This is a genomic window from Xylanivirga thermophila (assembly GCF_004138105.1).
Taxonomy (GTDB): domain Bacteria; phylum Bacillota; class Clostridia; order Caldicoprobacterales; family Xylanivirgaceae; genus Xylanivirga; species Xylanivirga thermophila.
Map to the genome: position 1 here is coordinate 1 of NZ_RXHQ01000006.1, position 17411 is coordinate 17411.

Annotated in this window: 14 protein-coding genes and 2 other annotated features; of the genes, 13 read left to right on the forward strand and 1 reads right to left on the reverse strand. The window is 37.1% G+C overall.

What is annotated here, in order from left to right; genetic code table 11:
• Window positions 1-143 precede the first annotated feature (143 nt).
• From EJN67_RS04650 to EJN67_RS04710, 13 genes are all read left to right on the forward strand, one after another.
• Window positions 144-1652 (forward strand): cellulase family glycosylhydrolase, encoded by a 1509-nt coding sequence (locus tag EJN67_RS04650; RefSeq protein WP_165000735.1) that lies wholly within the window; start codon window positions 144-146, stop codon window positions 1650-1652.
• A gap of 244 nt (window positions 1653-1896) precedes the next feature.
• Window positions 1897-2010, forward strand: a sequence feature (ribosomal protein L20 leader region).
• A 14-nt stretch (window positions 2011-2024) separates the two neighbouring features.
• Complete coding sequence (infC, locus tag EJN67_RS04655; protein ID WP_207207968.1) at window positions 2025-2543, forward strand: translation initiation factor IF-3; 519 nt, start codon at window positions 2025-2027, stop codon at window positions 2541-2543.
• 21 nt (window positions 2544-2564) lie between these two features.
• Window positions 2565-2762: a 50S ribosomal protein L35 gene (rpmI, locus tag EJN67_RS04660; RefSeq protein ID WP_129723056.1), complete on the forward strand. Its 198-nt coding sequence runs from the start codon at window positions 2565-2567 to the stop codon at window positions 2760-2762.
• Window positions 2763-2791: 29 nt separating this feature from the next.
• Complete coding sequence (gene rplT, locus EJN67_RS04665) at window positions 2792-3151, forward strand: 50S ribosomal protein L20 (RefSeq protein ID WP_129723058.1); 360 nt, start codon at window positions 2792-2794, stop codon at window positions 3149-3151.
• Between the two features lie 220 nt (window positions 3152-3371).
• Window positions 3372-4727, forward strand: coding sequence for a TrkH family potassium uptake protein (locus EJN67_RS04670; protein WP_243641229.1), 1356 nt, complete (start codon window positions 3372-3374; stop codon window positions 4725-4727).
• A gap of 18 nt (window positions 4728-4745) precedes the next feature.
• Complete coding sequence (locus EJN67_RS04675; protein ID WP_129723060.1) at window positions 4746-5417, forward strand: potassium channel family protein; 672 nt, start codon at window positions 4746-4748, stop codon at window positions 5415-5417.
• Between the two features lie 25 nt (window positions 5418-5442).
• Entirely contained in the window at window positions 5443-6243 is an 801-nt protein-coding gene (locus EJN67_RS04680) for a TrmH family RNA methyltransferase (RefSeq protein ID WP_129723062.1), read from the forward strand.
• A gap of 51 nt (window positions 6244-6294) precedes the next feature.
• Window positions 6295-6529, forward strand: a binding site (T-box leader).
• A gap of 53 nt (window positions 6530-6582) precedes the next feature.
• The gene (pheS, locus tag EJN67_RS04685) at window positions 6583-7602 is read left to right on the forward strand and encodes a phenylalanine--tRNA ligase subunit alpha (RefSeq protein WP_129723064.1); all 1020 of its coding nucleotides are present in this window, start codon (window positions 6583-6585) and stop codon (window positions 7600-7602) included.
• A 15-nt stretch (window positions 7603-7617) separates the two neighbouring features.
• Window positions 7618-10011, forward strand: coding sequence for a phenylalanine--tRNA ligase subunit beta (gene pheT, locus EJN67_RS04690; RefSeq protein WP_129723066.1), 2394 nt, complete (start codon window positions 7618-7620; stop codon window positions 10009-10011).
• An 84-nt stretch (window positions 10012-10095) separates the two neighbouring features.
• Window positions 10096-10437, forward strand: a complete 342-nt coding sequence (locus tag EJN67_RS04695) for a cell division protein ZapA (RefSeq protein WP_165000736.1) — start codon at window positions 10096-10098, stop codon at window positions 10435-10437.
• A gap of 147 nt (window positions 10438-10584) precedes the next feature.
• Window positions 10585-12120, forward strand: coding sequence for a DUF4127 family protein (locus tag EJN67_RS04700; RefSeq protein ID WP_129723071.1), 1536 nt, complete (start codon window positions 10585-10587; stop codon window positions 12118-12120).
• A gap of 136 nt (window positions 12121-12256) precedes the next feature.
• Window positions 12257-14632, forward strand: a complete 2376-nt coding sequence (locus EJN67_RS04705; RefSeq protein ID WP_129723073.1) for an endonuclease MutS2 — start codon at window positions 12257-12259, stop codon at window positions 14630-14632.
• Between the two features lie 29 nt (window positions 14633-14661).
• A complete protein-coding gene (locus EJN67_RS04710; RefSeq protein ID WP_129723075.1) occupies window positions 14662-15114 on the forward strand; it encodes a hypothetical protein in 453 nt (150 codons plus the stop codon).
• Between the two features lies 1 nt (window position 15115).
• Here the strand turns inward: EJN67_RS04710 and EJN67_RS04715 are convergent, their stop codons facing one another.
• The gene (locus EJN67_RS04715) at window positions 15116-17266 is read right to left on the reverse strand and encodes a methyl-accepting chemotaxis protein (protein ID WP_129723077.1); all 2151 of its coding nucleotides are present in this window, start codon (window positions 17264-17266) and stop codon (window positions 15116-15118) included.
• Window positions 17267-17411: the final 145 nt, after the last annotated feature.

The following is a 17411-nucleotide window of genomic DNA, read 5'->3' on the forward strand; positions in this document are numbered from 1 at the left end:
AGATATGGAGCCAAAAATGTATTTGATATTTAGATTAGATTGGTTTTGTTTGATGTGATTAACTATTAAATTTGCAGGTTTGATAGTGCTTTCATTCACTGATTAATACAATACTAATTATACAAGGGAGGGATTTAATGCATATGGGGTTTGGTATATCTACTAAAGGGGATAAGTTTATGGACGAACATGGACGACAAGTCATATTAAAGGGCATAAATATGGTATCTAAGGATAGAAACAAAGGATATATAGGAACGTGGGATGATGAAGATTTTAATAAGTTAAAATCATGGGGCGTGAATGTAATAAGGCTAGGTATCATATGGGATGGTTTAGAACCACAGCCAGGAGTGTATAATGATGAGTATCTTGATAGAATGGATAGGATCATAGAGCTTGCTTATAGGAATGATATATGGGTAATATTGGATATGCATCAGGATCTATACAGCTATGTATACGGTGCCGATGGTGCTCCCGCCTGGGCCTGCCTTGATGATGGCTTGCTCCATATAGCTCATGAAGGGACATGGAGCGATGCCTATTTCACTAGCCCGGCAATCCAAAGGGCATTTGATAACTTCTGGGACAATATAAAGGTGGATGACCTGGGATTGCAGGATCACTATGCTGCAGCATGGCAACATGTAGCCATGCACTATGCTAATAACGATGCTGTAATAGGATATGATATAATGAATGAGCCATTTATGGGAAGCAGTATAAAGTCTCTCAAGGAGCCTATATATGATGAAATAAAAAGAATATTGGCAGAAAAGGTACCAAATGATATAGCTTCAGAACTTCTTTCCCTAGGAGATATAGACATTGTATTAACTTCCCTTGAAGGGCGTCAAAAGATCATAAGTTTTTTATCGGATATCAATATTTTCTCTTCTTTAATAGACAGTATGGAATATGAAAGTCAGCGGTTTGAGCGTGAGTATTTAATGCCGTTTTACGACAAAGTAGCGAAGTACATAAGAAAAGTGGACAATAACAGTATATTATTTTTGGAGACCAATATAACATCAAATGCTGGAGTACGTTCAGGTATAGAGCCTATATATTTACCAAATGGCAAGATAGATGATAGGGTAGCATATGCACCTCATGGATATGATATTATAACTGATACTTCATTTTTAAATCTTTCAAGCAATCAACGCATAAATCTTATTTTATCCAGACATTTCGAAAAAGCAAAAGAACTTTCCATGCCTATTATAGTAGGCGAATGGGGTGCTTTTTATGATAATGATGGGGCAGAGGATATGGCAGTATTCATCTCCCGCCTCTTTGATAAACATCTCTGCAGCCATACATACTGGTCTTATACCGACAGCCATAATTTAGAACAGAGGGGATTTTTCAAAGCATTAAATACTGCCTATCCCATGTATACATCAGGGACTATAAAGTCCTATAGCTATAATGTATATAAAAAAGAGTTTAATTTTACATGGCAGGAACATGGCGATATAGATATGCCTACTGTAATATATATGCCTGGCATAATAAATTTGCATGATATAGAGCTTGAACCTAAACTACATGAGTTTTCTTTAAAGATGATAAATGATAAAGATGGATATATAATAATTCCACCTGTAGGGCGGGAGTGTGTAAGATCTTTTAGAAGCCTATAGATATTTAAAAAATTTTGATTTTTATTATATATTAATAGGAGATGATATTTATGGAAATAAGGATACAAGTAGGGCCAATATTGTATTCATATTGTCAGACGATCAAGGGGCATATGGGGGATAGCGTAAGACCCCAAAAGGGATTTTCCCAGGAGTAACTGCGATTTGTAATGTGGTTTAGAGATTTAACTATAAAAATAAAAAAATATTTGACAACTTATCTTTGGTGTGTTAATATAAATAACGAGTAAAGTAGAAGTCCCCACTTCTCACCTTTCAGCATGGCTAGAAAGGTTAATAAGTTTTTTAGTATTGTATAAAAAGTGGGTAGATATTCTACCCACTTTTTTTGTTAAATTATTTCGGAGGTGGATTGGTATAAATAATAAAGAACTCTTAATCAACGAGCAAATTAGGGACAGAGAGGTTAGGGTTATCGACGTTAATGGGGAACAGCTGGGTGTGATGCCTACTAAAAAAGCATTGGGTATTGCAGAAGACAAAGGACTTGATTTGGTAAAGATTGCACCACAGGCAAAACCGCCGGTGTGCAAGATAATGGACTACGGTAAATACAGATTCGATATGCTAAAGAAGGAAAAGGAAGCACGCAAAAAGCAGAAGGTAATAAACGTTAAGGAAGTAAGATTATCAGCAACTATTGAAGAACATGATCTAGCTGTGAAGGCCAAAAATGCCGATAAATTCTTAAAATCAGGGGATAAAGTAAAGGTTTCCATTCGATTCAGAGGAAGGGAAATGGCTCATACTGAGGTTGGTTATGAAGTTATGGAAAGATTCAACTCCATGCTTTCGAGTGAAGTTAATATAGACTCTAAGCCCAAATTGGAAGGCAGGAGCATGAGTATGGTTTTAACACCAAAAGAATAAGCAAACGGGAGGAGGATTCACATGCCTAAAATGAAGACAAAACGAGGCGCCGCTAAGAGGTTTAGTCTTACCAAGTCTGGTAAGGTTAAAAGGGGCAAGGCCTATAGAAGTCATATTTTAACTAAAAAGTCTACCAAGAGAAAGAGAAATTTGAGGAAGACTGGATATGTTAATGCAGCTGAAGCGAAAAATATTAAGCAATTGATTCCATATAAGTAACATGATTATCATATAGAGGAGGTGCTATTATGGCAAGAGTTAAAGGTGCTGTTAATGCTAGGAAAAAACATAAAAAAGTATTAAAATTAGCTAAGGGCTACTATGGCGCTAAAAGCAAGCAATATAAAGCTGCAAACGAAGCTGTCATGAAGTCTTTGGATTATGCATATACAGGAAGAAAATTAAAGAAAAGGGATTTTAGAAAGCTGTGGATCTCTCGTATAAATGCAGCTGCCAGAGCTAATGGCATGAGCTATAGCAGGTTTATAAATGGTCTAAAACTGGCAGGAGTACAGGTAGATCGTAAGATATTAGCTGATATGGCAGTAAATGATGCTGATGGTTTTGCAAATCTAGTTGACGTTGCAAAGCAGCAGCTGAATGCTTAACGAAAAAGAAAGACCTCGAAGAAGGGGTCTTTTTTTCATGGTAATAAGCAAGGTATATCTTTATCTAGCTTTTCAGAGATAGGACTTAATATTCTAATAAATATATGGATATAAGAATAAAATATAATAAAATACTCTAAACTGGCGTTTTAACTTTTTATTAAGGATGGTATAATAGATTATCGTTGATATGGATAATAATTTTCAAAGGAGATAGAAGATGTTCACAGATAAAATGGTCAAAAAACGTACCTGCCTATCTCCTACCCAGGTGCTTGCTATAGGTTTTGCTTCCATTATATTAATAGGGGGCATATTGCTTTCATTGCCTGTAGCTTCAGCCAATGGTCAGAGTATAGGCTTTATAAATTCATTGTTTGAAGCTACCTCTGCTGTATGCGTTACTGGGTTGGTAGTGGTGGATACGGGGACAGATCTTAGTCTTTTTGGACAGATAGTTATAATAACCCTTATTCAGATAGGTGGTTTAGGTTTTATGACTGCAGCCAGTTTGATTTTTTTGGCTTTGGGTAAGCGAATTACACTTAGGGAAAGGTTGGTTATGCAGGAAGCTTTAAATCAATTTAACCTAGAAGGTTTAGTAAGGCTTACCAAAAATGTAATAGGTGTTACTTTTATTATAGAAGGCATAGGGGCTCTTCTGTTGTCTACTAGATTTATACCATTATATGGGTTTAAAAAAGGGCTATACTATAGTATATTCCATGCTATTTCTGCATTTTGTAATGCGGGATTTGATCTTATTGGAAACTATAGAAACCTTACTGGGTTTGTAGATGATGTGGTAATAAATATGACTGTAATGGGACTTATAATACTTGGAGGACTTGGATTTTCTGTTATATTGGATATTTGGCATCATAGAAGATTTAAAAAATTATCCCTTCACAGCAAATTAGCCGTATTTATGACCGTTATGTTGATACTAATAGGTACAGCATTCTTTTTTATAGTGGAGTATAATAATCCATATACATTAGCTGACAAGCCTTTGCCTATAAAGATACTAGCATCGCTTTTTCAGTCGGTTACTCCACGTACAGCCGGATTTAATACTATAGACCAGGCGAATCTTAAGGATGCGTCGAAGTTTATGACTATTCTGCTTATGTTTATAGGTGCGTCACCTGCATCAACAGGTGGCGGCATAAAGACGGTAACTGCAAGTGTTATCTTCTTTTTAACGGTAAGCGTAGTTAGGGGTAGAGATGATATACAGGTATACGGCAAGCGGATTTCCCATTCCATTGCCCATAGAGCTATAACAATAACTCTAATAAGTCTCATGTTATTAATAGGAGTAAGCATGGTGCTGTCTTTAATAGAGCCGCAGCCATTTATAGATATATTGTTTGAAACTTCTTCTGCATTGGGTACAGTTGGGCTTGCGAGTTTTGATAATGGTTCAATGAGCACCATAAGTAAGATTTTTGTCATGCTTACTATGTTTGCAGGTCGTGTGGGACCTTTGACACTTACTTTGGCACTTGCAAAGCGCCAGAATCAAAGTGATAATTCTATAAGATATCCTGAAGGAAAAGTTATGGTGGGTTAGAGAAAGGGGCAATATATTATGAAACAATTTGCTATCATAGGTCTAGGGCGTTTTGGCTCTAGTATAGCTACTACATTGTATGCCATGGGCCATGATGTATTGGCAATAGATAAAGATGAAGAACAGATTCAAGATATATCCGATTATGTTACCCATGCTGTTCAGGCTGATGCAACCGATGAGAGTACCTTAAAGGCAGTTGGAATAAGGAATTTTGATGTGGCTGTTGTTACAGTTGGATCGGATATACAGTCAAGCGTTCTTATTACCCTTCTTTGCAAGGAATTAGGCGTCAAATATGTGCTGGCAAAGGCGCAAAATGAGCTTCATGCAAAGGTATTATATAAAATAGGTGCAGATAAAGTGGTGTTTCCAGAGCGTGATATGGGGATCAGGGTAGCACATAATCTAGTATCATCAAATATACTGGATTATATTGAACTGGATCCTAACTATAGCGTTGTAGAGATATCAGCCATACCATTGTGGGTTGGAAAAAGCCTTAGAGAGCTTGATTTGAGAGTACGTTATGGAGTAAATGTAATGGCTATAAAGCAACAAGATGGCAATATAAACATATCTCCAGGTGGAGATGATATGATATATGAAAGAGATATAGTGGTAGTTATAGGTACTAATGAGGATATAGATAAATTGGAGAAGAGGGCAGAAGATTCTGTGAAGAAATAAAAACTGAAAAGGTGGACGATAGAGTTTGGATAATGTTATTACCAGTCGCCAAAATAACCTAGTAAAGCATGTAAAGGCGTTAAGCACAAAAAAATATAGGGATCAGTGGAATGAGTTTTTTGTAGAAGGTATAAAAGGTATGGAAGAAGCTGTATCCAGGGGCGCTAAGGTTAAGTATATTCTGATACGGGAGGATTTTAATTGGGAGCATTCTTCCATATGTAAAATTGTTCAGGATAATAAAATTCCATGCTATAGAGTATCAAAAGGTGTTTTTGATTCAATGAGCGATACTAGAACTCCTCAAGGGATAACGGCTGTAATCGGCAAACCTGCATATGATATGGAACAGATATTAAACCGCCCTAGCTTTTTTCTTACAATATTGGATGGGGTACAGGATCCAGGGAATGTTGGGACTATAATAAGGACTATGGATGGGGCAGGGGGAGATGGAGTGGTACTGTTTCCAGGATGTGCCGATCCATATAACCCCAAGACAGTACGTTCTACTATGGGTTCCATATTTACAATGCCAATATTTTATGTAGAGGATAAACTAGCATTTTTGAACAAGCTCATAGGCGGGGAATGCCATGTGATGGTCAGCCATTTAGATGGTGAAAATCTGTTCAATTGGAAGGGTGGCTATGACAAGGTAGCATTGGTTATAGGAAATGAATCAAAGGGTGTTAGTGAGGCAATATGCACATTTGCTTCTTCTATGGTAAAGATCCCTATAATAGGAGATGCTGAATCCCTTAATGCATCTGTTGCAGCAGGTATATTGATTTATCATATTATTAATAAATGTCACTATATGTGAAAATTATAAACTTGAATACATTAAGGGCATATGCTATAATGTATGGAAATATATATTGCTATGAAGGAGAAGAGTATATTCCAAATTGGATGGACAGAGAGGGAGTGTCATCGGCTGAAAGCACTTCTGCAGACCTGGGGATAGAAGTTCGCTCTGGAGCTGCCGGTTGAAATAATAGTAGACCGTGCCGGTTTTATACCGTTATAATTATTGAGATCCTTGGTTGTATAGTCAGGGATAAATATGGGTGGTACCACGTAGGTTACAGGGGGCCTCCGTCCCATTTAGGGATGGGGCTTTTTTTAATGCAAAAAACAAAACGGAAAGGAGTTTTTTAGTATGAAGGATAAATTGGAAAAGATAAAGGAAGAAGCATTGGATGCTCTTAAGGACTTAAACAATCTTGAAAATTTGGAAGACTTTCGTTTAAAATATCTGGGTAAAAAAGGTGAATTGACAAAAATACTTAGGGGAATGAAGGATGTATCACCGGATGAGAGGCCGGAGATAGGACAGCTGGCTAACAAGATAAGGGGCTCTTTAGAGAAGCAATTAATAGAAAAGAAGGATGTGCTGCAGGATAAGGCATTGGAATATAAATTGTCTCAGGAATGGGTAGATGTTACCATGCCAGGCAGAAGACCGGCAAGGGGTAGTCTTCATCCCCTTACCATAGTACGAAACGAGATAATAGACATTTTCATGGGTATGGGATTTGATGTAGCCGATGGCCCTGAGGTGGAGCTTGACTACTATAATTTTGAAGCGCTCAATATACCTAAAAATCACCCGTCTAGAGATGTACAAGATACCTTCTATATAAATGATAATATACTTTTAAGAACCCATACATCACCGGTACAAATAAGGACTATGGAGCAGGAAAAGCCACCGATAAAGGTCATTATTCCAGGCAGAGTATACAGATCTGATGAGGTGGATGCTACCCATTCTCCAATATTCCATCAGATAGAAGGTCTTGTGATAGATAAAGATGTAACAATGGCCGATTTAAAGGGAGTTTTAGATACATTTGCAAAGAAGATGTTTGGTGAAGATACTAGGACTAAACTACGTCCCCATCACTTTCCATTTACAGAGCCTAGTGCAGAAGTGGATGTAAGCTGTGCCATATGCCATGGGGAAGGTTGTAGTGTGTGTTCACATACTGGATGGATAGAGATACTTGGTGGAGGGATGGTACATCCAAAGGTACTGCAAAATGGTGGTATAGATCCGGAAGAATATAGCGGATTTGCCTTTGGAATGGGATTGGATCGAATAACAAATATAAAATACGGAATAGACGATATAAGATTGCTCTTTGAAAATGATATAAGGTTTTTAAAACAATTTTAGAAGGGAGATATAAAGATGTTAGCACCGGTAAAATGGTTAAAAGAATACGTTAATATAAATGTATCTACAGAGGAGCTTGCCGATAGTATGACCTTGACAGGATCCAATGTGGAAACTATAACAAGATTAGCTGAGGATATATCTGGGGTAGTGGTCGGCAAAATACTATCCATAGAGAAGCATCCAAATGCGGATAAACTGGTGATATGCCAAGTAGATGTAGGAGACGAGGTAGTTCAAATAGTTACAGGGGCATCTAATATAAAGGAAGGGCAATTGGTACCTGTAGCATTACATGGTTCTATACTTCCAGGAGGTATAAAGATAAAAAGAAGCAAATTAAGGGGAATAGAATCCCATGGTATGATGTGTTCGGGGGATGAGTTGAATCTTAAAAAAGCTGATTATCCTACTGCTGAGGAATATGGAATAATGATTCTGCAGGAAGATTATTCTCTGGGGATGGATATAAAGGATGCATTGGATTTAGGTGGAGATGTTATAGATTTTGAGATTACACCAAACAGGCCTGATTGTCTAAGTATAGTGGGGCTTGCTAGAGAGGCTGCAGTTACCCTAGATACAAAATTTATCCATCCCGCCATAAGAGAACCACAAGGGGTGGATGATATAAACCGCTATGCCAAAGTAAAGGTTATGGATGGAGAATTATGTCCAAGGTATTGTGCAAAGGTGGTAAAGGATATAAAGGTTGGACCTTCACCACAATGGATGCGCCGTAGACTAGCTGCTGCAGGGGTAAGACCTATCAACAATATAGTTGATATAACGAACTATGTTATGTTAGAGCTTGGTCAGCCCATGCATGCCTTTGATCTAGAAAAGTTAGAGGAAAAAACTGTGGTAGTAAGGCGTGCAAGACCAGATGAACGTATAACTACGTTAGATGGTATGGATAGAAAACTGGATGTTGATATGTTGGTTATAGCCGATGCTAAAAAACCTGTAGCAGTTGCAGGTGTAATGGGCGGCATGAATTCTGAAATTACACAACATACGAAGGATATACTCCTTGAGAGTGCTGTATTTGAAGGCGGGAGTGTAAGAAAGACTGCTAAGGCTTTGGGTCTTAGGAGTGAGGCATCCACTAGATTTGAAAAAGGGCTCGATATACACAATGCATTTTATGCAATACAAAGAGCTGCACAGCTTATAGATGAATTAGGTGCCGGTACAATAGTTGAAGGTACCATAGATATGTGTAGTGGTACTTTGGATGAGCGTATAATAAGGGTCAAATGGCAAAAGATAAATAGACTTTTGGGCATTGATTTGCCCTGTGAGGAGATATGCGATATATTGACTAGACTAGACTTCAAGGTGACCAGACAGGATGAATATATAAAGGTATTGATACCATCATACAGGCAGGATGTAGAAGGTGTAGCAGATTTGGCAGAGGAAGTAGCCCGTATATATGGATACAATAATATACCTATTACCTTACTTGAGCACACCCCTTCAAGGGCTGCAAAGACTGACAAACATAAGCTTACGGATTTAGCCAAGGAAGTGCTAGTAGGTGAGGGGCTTTATGAGGTGGTTACCTATTCATTTACAAGTCCTAAGGTATACTCTGCAATAGGTTTTGATGATCCTATAAATATGCCATTAGCTGTTAAGATATCCAATCCATTAGGAGAGGATCAGAGTATAATGAGGACCACTTTAATATCTAACATATTGGAGATATTATCTAGAAATAGCAATAGAAGTGTTGAAAGATGCAAAATATTTGAAATAAATCGTATATTTCTTCCAAAATGGTTGCCGCTTGAGGAGTTGCCTGTCGAAAAAGATATGCTATGCATAGGAGAATATGGAGAATGTATCGATTTCTATGACTTAAAGGGGCAGATAGAAGTACTTTTAGAAGAGTTTGGCGTATTGGAAGATGCGGAGTTTGTACCATACAGCCATCCTACATTTCATCCAGGGCGTACAGCCTTCTTGAAAGTCTCAGGTAAGGATATAGGGGTGTTTGGCGAAGTTCATCCCAAAGTTTTAACAAATTATCAATTGGATATACCGGTGTTCTTAGCCGAATTGGATTTTGATATGTTAGTGGATCTTGCTAATATGGACAAGAAGTATAAACAATTGCCCAAGCATCCTGCAGTAATAAGGGATCTAGCCATACTGGTGGATAAAAAGGTTTTAAATGGGCAGATTGAAGGCATTATTAGAAAATATGGTGGTAATATTTTAGAAGATGTAAAATTATTTGACATATATGAAGGAAACCAGGTACCGGAAGGCTTTAAGAGCATGGCGTATTCACTCACTTATAGATCAAAAGATCGTACGCTTAAGGATGAAGAGGTAAATAAGGTACAGGAAAAGATAATACAAAAACTAGGCGAAGAAATAAATGCCACTTTAAGATAGTATAGATGTTTTTTCGACAAATATCTTGTATAAATATGGTAGATGATATATAATATAAAGTACAAACGGTATGGGGGTGTAAATGTGGATAAAGTAACCAAAACTGTTGTAAATATAGGTGGCCGGGAATATACCATGAGGGGTTTTGAATCTGAAGAATATATACACAATGTAGCAATTTATGTGGATAAAAAAATGGAAGAGATTGAAGAACGGCAGCTTGGCTTGAGTACATCCATGCTATATGTATTAACTGCGGTAAATTTAGCCGACGAGGTATTAAAGCTTAAGGGTCAGGTAGCCAAGCTACAGAATCAGGTAAATAATTTAGAACAACAGTTGGCTGAAAGCTCGAAAAAAGACGAGGCTACAAAAAGAAACAACACCCCTATCATATATGATGTAGCACGTAGAGCACGGAAGTAAAAGGGCAGTTCATTATGAACTGCCCTTTTTTTACTTCTACGGGGGGAATAGCAAATAGGGTTAAAAACATAGCAAAATAGAGCATTGTTGCATGAAGTTACAGATGTTAATATATAGATAAATAAACATGCAATAGAGGTGAATTTGATGAAGATAATGTATATACCACTTGATGAACGACCATGCAACTACCAATATCCATCTATGATTGCCGGTTTAAAGGATGATATTGAACTTATAATTCCCCCATTGGATTTGTTGGGAAAGAAAAAGGAAGAGGCAGATACTGATAGATTATGGAATTGGATGAAGGACAATATAGTTAATTGTAATGCAATTGTTCTATCCATTGAGATGTTTGTATATGGTGGACTTGTGCCTTCACGGATACATCACATGTCCATAGATGAATGTTTAGAAAGACTTCAAAGGATAAAACTAATAAAGGAAATCAACCCAGGGATTAAAATATATGCTTCTAATTTAATAATGCGCACACCTTCATATAATAGTAGTGATGAGGAGCCCGATTATTATGGGGATTATGGTAAAGATATCTTTACATTTGGACATCTTACGGACAAAGAAAAGAGGGGAATAATTACTCCTGAAGAAATTAAACAAATAGAGGCATTAAAAAATCAGATACCTTCTGAGTATCTAAATGATTATATAGAGAGAAGAAAGATAAATTTAGCTATAAATCAAGCGGCAATTATACTAGTAAAGGATGGCTTTATACATTTTCTCTCCATTCCACAGGATGATTGCTCGGAATTTGGTTTTACTCCAATGGATCATACTGTGGTTGAGCGAAGAATCTCTAATTGGAGGTTGAATTTTAAGATATACAATTATCCCGGTGCTGATGAGGTAGGCTGTACACTCCTTTCTAGGGCATATAATGAATACTATTTTAGACGTCCCAAGGTTTACACAGTGTACAGCTCTGTATACGGTCCCTTTATAGTACCACATCTTGAAGATCGACCAATAGGTGAGAGTGTAAAGGCCCATATAACAGCGGCTGGTGGCTGGATAGCTGATTCTCCCGATGAAAGTGACTTTATACTTTTAATTAATACGCCCGGTAAGGAGATGCAGGCATCTATTTATCAGAAAGAAAAGGATATAACATATTCAAGCTATAGGAACCTTAGGGAATTTGCGGAAAATATCAAAAAGTATATAATTCAAGGTAAAAAATGTGTAGTAGCAGATGTAGCTTTTATAAATGGTGGGGATACAGAGCTTGTATACATGATGGATGACCTTAATATAATGGATCATTTATATGGATATGCCGGATGGAATACAGTCTGTAATACCATGGGTACTGCCATAGCTACCGGTCTTATCGGCTATGATTCCAACAATGATAATGAGCGTATCTACAATCTTGCCTTTAGATTTATGGAAGATTGGTGCTATCAAAGTATTGTAAGGCAGGATGTTACCTTAAATGAGATACAGAATATAAATGGTGGCTCTACAAGTCTAGGAGATAATGAAAATAAGATCACAGCTGTCATAAAAGACAGATTAAATAGGCATTGGAGTGAACATATAAAGAATAGCTTTAAGGATTTTGATATAGTAGTGGATAAGGTATATGCGCCATGGCATAGAATGTTTGAAATAGGTATGGATATGTATGTACAACCTAAAAAATACTGGTTTTAAAGTATTTATATTCATCTATATCTTCCTTGCTATTTTAAAACCATGGTTTTAAATTGAATCAATAAAAGACTGGAAAGTCATGTATTAATATTATAAAATGTAGATAAATATATTTTAACTTTTGCAGGAGGATAGAATGGATGATAGAAGTATCAGGATATTGGAATACCACAAGATAGTGAAAAAGGTATCAGAATTTGCAGTATCTGAAATTGGAAAAGAAATAGTGGAGACATTAAAACCCTATGATGATAGGCAAAATATATATATGGCCCTTAGGGAAACTTCTCAGGCTGAGTCTATACTTGCCAGCTTAGGAGGTGATCCCGTAGGTGGTTTTAATGATATTACGGGTGTTTTGAAGCGAGCCTCTCTAGGATCCATGTTATCGCCTGCTGAATTTTTACGCATAGCAGACGTGTTAAAATGTGCCCATAGGACTAAGAGGTATATAAATGAATATCCTGGAGTAGAAGATATATCGATAATAAGGGATTTGTCAGAGAAATTATATCCACAGAAAGAACTGTGTGAAGAAATATTAAAATGCATAGAAGATGAGGATAATGTATCAGATTATGCAAGTTCTGAGCTTGCCAGTATTAGAAGGCGCATAAGACATGCCCATGATAAGGTTAGGGATAGACTAAATGATATAATACGTTCGCCAAAATATCAGAAATATTTGCAGGATCCCATAGTTACAATAAGGGGTGACAGATATGTAGTGCCTGTTAAACAGGAACATAAGGGTAATATTAAAGGAATTGTCCATGATCAATCATCGAGTGGTGCAACTCTTTTTATAGAGCCTATGGCAGTAGTGGAGGCAAATAATGAGATAAGGGAATTGATGCTTAAGGAGAAGCAGGAGATAGAGCGTATATTGTTAGACCTTACGGAAAAGGTGCAATATGTACATTCGGATATAAAGCATACTATGGATGTATTGGCAAGGTTGGATTTTATATTTGCCAAGGCTAAATACAGTTTATCCATAAGGGGTGTATGTCCTAAATTAGTAGACGGACAAAAACTAAAGATAGTAAATGGTCGTCATCCTCTAATAGATAAGGAAACCGTCGTGCCTATAAACGTGCATATTGGTTATGACTTTGATGTATTAGTGGTTACAGGGCCAAATACAGGTGGTAAAACGGTGACGCTAAAGACAATAGGTCTTTTTGTACTTATGGCCCAATCAGGGCTACACCTGCCGGCAGATGAGGGAACTCAGATAGGCATATTTGATAATATATTTGCAGATATAGGGGATGAACAAAGTATAGAGCAGAACCTTAGTACTTTTTCATCCCATATGACGAATATAGTAAGCATTATAGAGAATATAACCGATAGATCGCTGGTGCTCTTTGATGAGCTGGGTGCTGGCACCGATCCTACTGAGGGTGCAGCACTTGCAATGAGTATTCTTGATTACCTATGTAAAAGACATATAAAAACGGCTGCCACTACCCATTATAGCGAGATAAAGATATTTGCCCTAACTACACAGGGTATGGAGAATGCATCTATGGAATTTGATGTATCCACCCTTCAGCCTACCTATAGGCTCCTTTTAGGAGTACCGGGGAAGAGCAATGCGTTTGAGATATCAAAACGCTTAGGACTGCCTGATTTTTTAATCGATGGGGCTAGAGAGTTTTTAACTAGCGAAGATATAAGGTTTGAGGATGTATTAAGCACCATAGAGCATAATCGCGTGCAGTCGGAAAAGCAGTTGGAAGAGATTAAAGAAAAACAGCAGAGTGTGGATAGTATGCGAGCTGAACTTGAATCAAGGCTTGCTGAAATAGACAGACAGAAAAGGGAAATAATGAAGAAGTCGTATGCAGAGGCTAATGATATAATAAAACGTGCTAAGGTAGAGGCTGATGCTGCTATAAAGAGGATACAAAAGCTAGCAAGTGAAGAGGATGTAGCAAGGCGAAATCGCGAGATGGAAGAGACTAGGCGAAGCTTAAAACATAATATGAATTCTATGGAAGAAAGGCTTGATAATATATCAGCCAAACGGAAAAATAGCCTAGCCAAACCTCCTAAAGATCTAAAATTGGGTCAAACCGTGTATATTATAAATCTAGATCAAAAAGGTCAAGTGCTTACCCTTCCGGATAATAATGGACAACTAGATGTTCAAGTAGGTATTATGAAGATAAATGTCCATATTTCCAATTTGAGAGAAACTAAAGAAGAGAATCAAAGACAAGCATCTTCTTATAAAAGGCCATCTATTAAGGATAAGCATATCTCTCAGGAGATAGATTTGAGAGGATATACAGCAGAAGAAGCGATTATGGAAGTGGATAGATACTTAGATGATGCATTTTTAGCAGGGTTGGGAGAGGTAAGCATTATACACGGGAAAGGCACCGGAGTATTGAGAACTAGTATACAGCAGCATTTAAAATCCAACCCCTATGTATCATCATTTCGTCTAGGTAAATATGGGGAAGGCGAAACGGGAGTGACTATAGTCAAACTTAAATAATAAGCAACAAGGATGAAGGGGGTATGTTTATGGCTTTTTTTACCAAATATTTTCCTAAAAGCGATAACCAAATAAGGGCGGGAGTGGGATTGGCCATTTTAAATGCCGTATTTTTGGCTATAGGTGGTGGCATAGTATATACATTGTTAAAACTTGCAAGCTATATACGTTCAATAGGTGTACTAATCCCTCTACCTGTATGGCTTATACTATTTTTCATAGGTATTCCTTATTTCACATTTTCGTTTGAATATGGGAAGGCCTATTCGAAAAATGTTAAGAATGATTATATATGGCGGGGATTAGTAGTTGCTATTATAGGCAATATACCATCTTTTGCATTACTATATATAATAAAAAGCGCTGGAGGGTCAATTGCCGCCAGCGCTGAAATGTACAATATAATAAACAATATACTGGAGATGCTTGTTGCAGTTCTTCCTATTATGACATTTCTAGGTACAATGGATAGAAAATCCTAACTCATACTTTAAACTTATCTATGGATTTTACCAACGAATCGGCTGCTTGATTTAGCTCCTGTGCAAAGGATGCTAGTTCTTCCATACCGGCTAATTGTTCTTCAGTAGAGGCAGTGACCTCCTCTGCCGATGCAGCTGACTCCTGTGTTACAGCCGATATATTATGCATATACGATACAACCACATCTTTGCTATCCTGCATTTTTCCTATGCTTGTAGTAACATCTTCTAGTTTTTTCGTCAATGTTTCCATAGAATCGGCGATGTCGTTAAAGCTTGATATTGTATAATCTACTGCCTGGTTTTGAGATGCCAATATATTGTCTGCATTATGGGCCTGTTTAACTGTAGTAGACATCTGATTTTGTATGGCCTTTATTATTTCAGAAATCTCCTTTGTAGCTCCCCTAGATTGCTCAGCGAGTTTTTTTACTTCGGTAGCTACTACTGCAAATCCTTTACCCATTTCACCGGCTCTGGCAGCTTCTATGGCTGCATTTAATGCTAATAGGTTTGTTTGATCAGCTATGCCATCTATTACCTTTATTATTTTACCGATGGATTTTGATTGTGCATCTAGGGTCTTTATGTCATCTATCACGGATTTTGCAATAACGGTAGTCTGGTTGGCCTTTTCCTTAAGATCCTGTACAGTTTCTATGCCTTGTGCAGTTAAATCCTTTGATGACAAAGATACCTCATGTATTACATTTGTATTCTTAGATAGATTATTTATCTCTTCTGCTAGGTTCTCTATTTGGTTTACACTTTGTTGCACTTCTGCCGCTTGCTCAGATGCACCTTTTGCAATTTCCTGTATGGCACGGGAGATTTCATTAGCCGATGCAGTAGCCTGTTGGGCAGTAGCTGCCACAGTACCTGATGAATCGGTGACCTGTTTTGAGATGCCAGCAGACTTGGATATAAGATCCCTCATACTAGTCATCATTGCGGCTATGCTACTAGTTAATGTACCAAGTTCATCCTTTCTTTTTGAATATGGTATATTGGTGAGATCACCAGAAGCAGCGGCGTCAGCAGCTGATACCATATTGTTTATATCTTTACCCATGCTATTTGCTAGTGCAAATCCTATCAATAGCGCTACTGCTACCGCAAATAAAACTAAAAGGGATGTAACCTTTTTTATGTCATTTATAGCTGAAAACAATTCCTTTTCAGGAAGCAGATCTATAAGGGTAAATCCAGTTTCACCTATCTTAGAGTAGACCATTAGATAATTTTTCTTGTTATAGTTGACTGTATTATGGTCATTTTCCTTTTCACTCTTTGCTATTTCTTGTACAAATGGAAGCTTTGAAAAAGCAGAGCTATAATCTTCTTCTACTTCTTTTTGCTCTTCCGACTTTTTATCCTTTGATTTATCATCTTTTTTATCTAACGATTTTTCGTTTTTCTCTGAACTTTTTCCATCCTGTTTTTTTACATTTATATCTTCAGGTGTCAGGTCTATTCCGTCAGGGCTGAGCATATGAATTTCTCCGCCCTTCATGGTGTTCATATTGGATAGAGATTCACGTATGGGTTTTTGTTTTACGTCTATTATAAGAAGTCCTAAGTCCTTATTGGTAGACATACTCTTTAGCATCCTAATACCGGAAAGGGAATAGGGCTGGGAAAAACCTGATATGGTATCGTCCAGTTCCTTGTGCTTGCCGATCCATACAGTTTGTCTTCCTTTTTCTTGAGCCATTTTAGTCCAATTTGTATCCTTAAAATCATCGTATTTTAGGCTACCGGAGGATACACCTGCAGAAATACTCTGTACATTTGGATCAGCAGGTAAAAGTACGATGCGCTCTATAAATTTACTTGTATTTGTATATCCGTTCAAAATATCTTCGGCCTCTTTTTTTACCTGTAGACGATCGTATACCGATAAATCATTGTTCTTGTTATTTAAATAGTCTTGTATATCTTTATTTATCATTATTTGTAGAGAAGCATCATCTATGGTACTAAAAATAAGTCCGAGATACATTTGGGCTTGTTCCATAGTCTTATGGGATGAATTTATAGCAGAATCCTTTATGGCAGCTCCCGCTTTTCCTTGGGAGATATATCCTAGCATAGTTATTGGTATAATCATAATAAGAAAGGCTAGAATAAGTTTATTGCTTATCTTCTTCATAACTAAGTTATCACTCCTTAAATCTAACAAATTAATAATACTTTCATATAGCAGAGTATTCTACAAACTTTGTCAAAATCCTCCTTCTATTTTAATAAAAAAGTGTGTATGACTTCAATAGGTAAAAAGTATGGAGTATAATAAT

What these genes read in the sequence shown, in the direction of transcription:
- pheS (WP_129723064.1), top strand. Translation starts at nt 6,583, where the DNA reads ATGAAGGATAAATTGGAAAAGATAAAGGAAGAAGCATTGGATGCTCTT.
- EJN67_RS04710 (WP_129723075.1), top strand. Translation starts at nt 14,662, where the DNA reads ATGGCTTTTTTTACCAAATATTTTCCTAAAAGCGATAACCAAATAAGG.
- EJN67_RS04705 (WP_129723073.1), top strand. Translation starts at nt 12,257, where the DNA reads ATGGATGATAGAAGTATCAGGATATTGGAATACCACAAGATAGTGAAA.
- pheT (WP_129723066.1), top strand. Translation starts at nt 7,618, where the DNA reads ATGTTAGCACCGGTAAAATGGTTAAAAGAATACGTTAATATAAATGTA.
- rplT (WP_129723058.1), top strand. Translation starts at nt 2,792, where the DNA reads ATGGCAAGAGTTAAAGGTGCTGTTAATGCTAGGAAAAAACATAAAAAA.
- EJN67_RS04670 (WP_243641229.1), top strand. Translation starts at nt 3,372, where the DNA reads ATGTTCACAGATAAAATGGTCAAAAAACGTACCTGCCTATCTCCTACC.
- rpmI (WP_129723056.1), top strand. Translation starts at nt 2,565, where the DNA reads ATGCCTAAAATGAAGACAAAACGAGGCGCCGCTAAGAGGTTTAGTCTT.
- EJN67_RS04650 (WP_165000735.1), top strand. Translation starts at nt 144, where the DNA reads ATGGGGTTTGGTATATCTACTAAAGGGGATAAGTTTATGGACGAACAT.
- EJN67_RS04715 (WP_129723077.1), bottom strand. Translation starts at nt 17,266, where the DNA reads ATGAAGAAGATAAGCAATAAACTTATTCTAGCCTTTCTTATTATGATT.
- EJN67_RS04700 (WP_129723071.1), top strand. Translation starts at nt 10,585, where the DNA reads ATGAAGATAATGTATATACCACTTGATGAACGACCATGCAACTACCAA.
- EJN67_RS04675 (WP_129723060.1), top strand. Translation starts at nt 4,746, where the DNA reads ATGAAACAATTTGCTATCATAGGTCTAGGGCGTTTTGGCTCTAGTATA.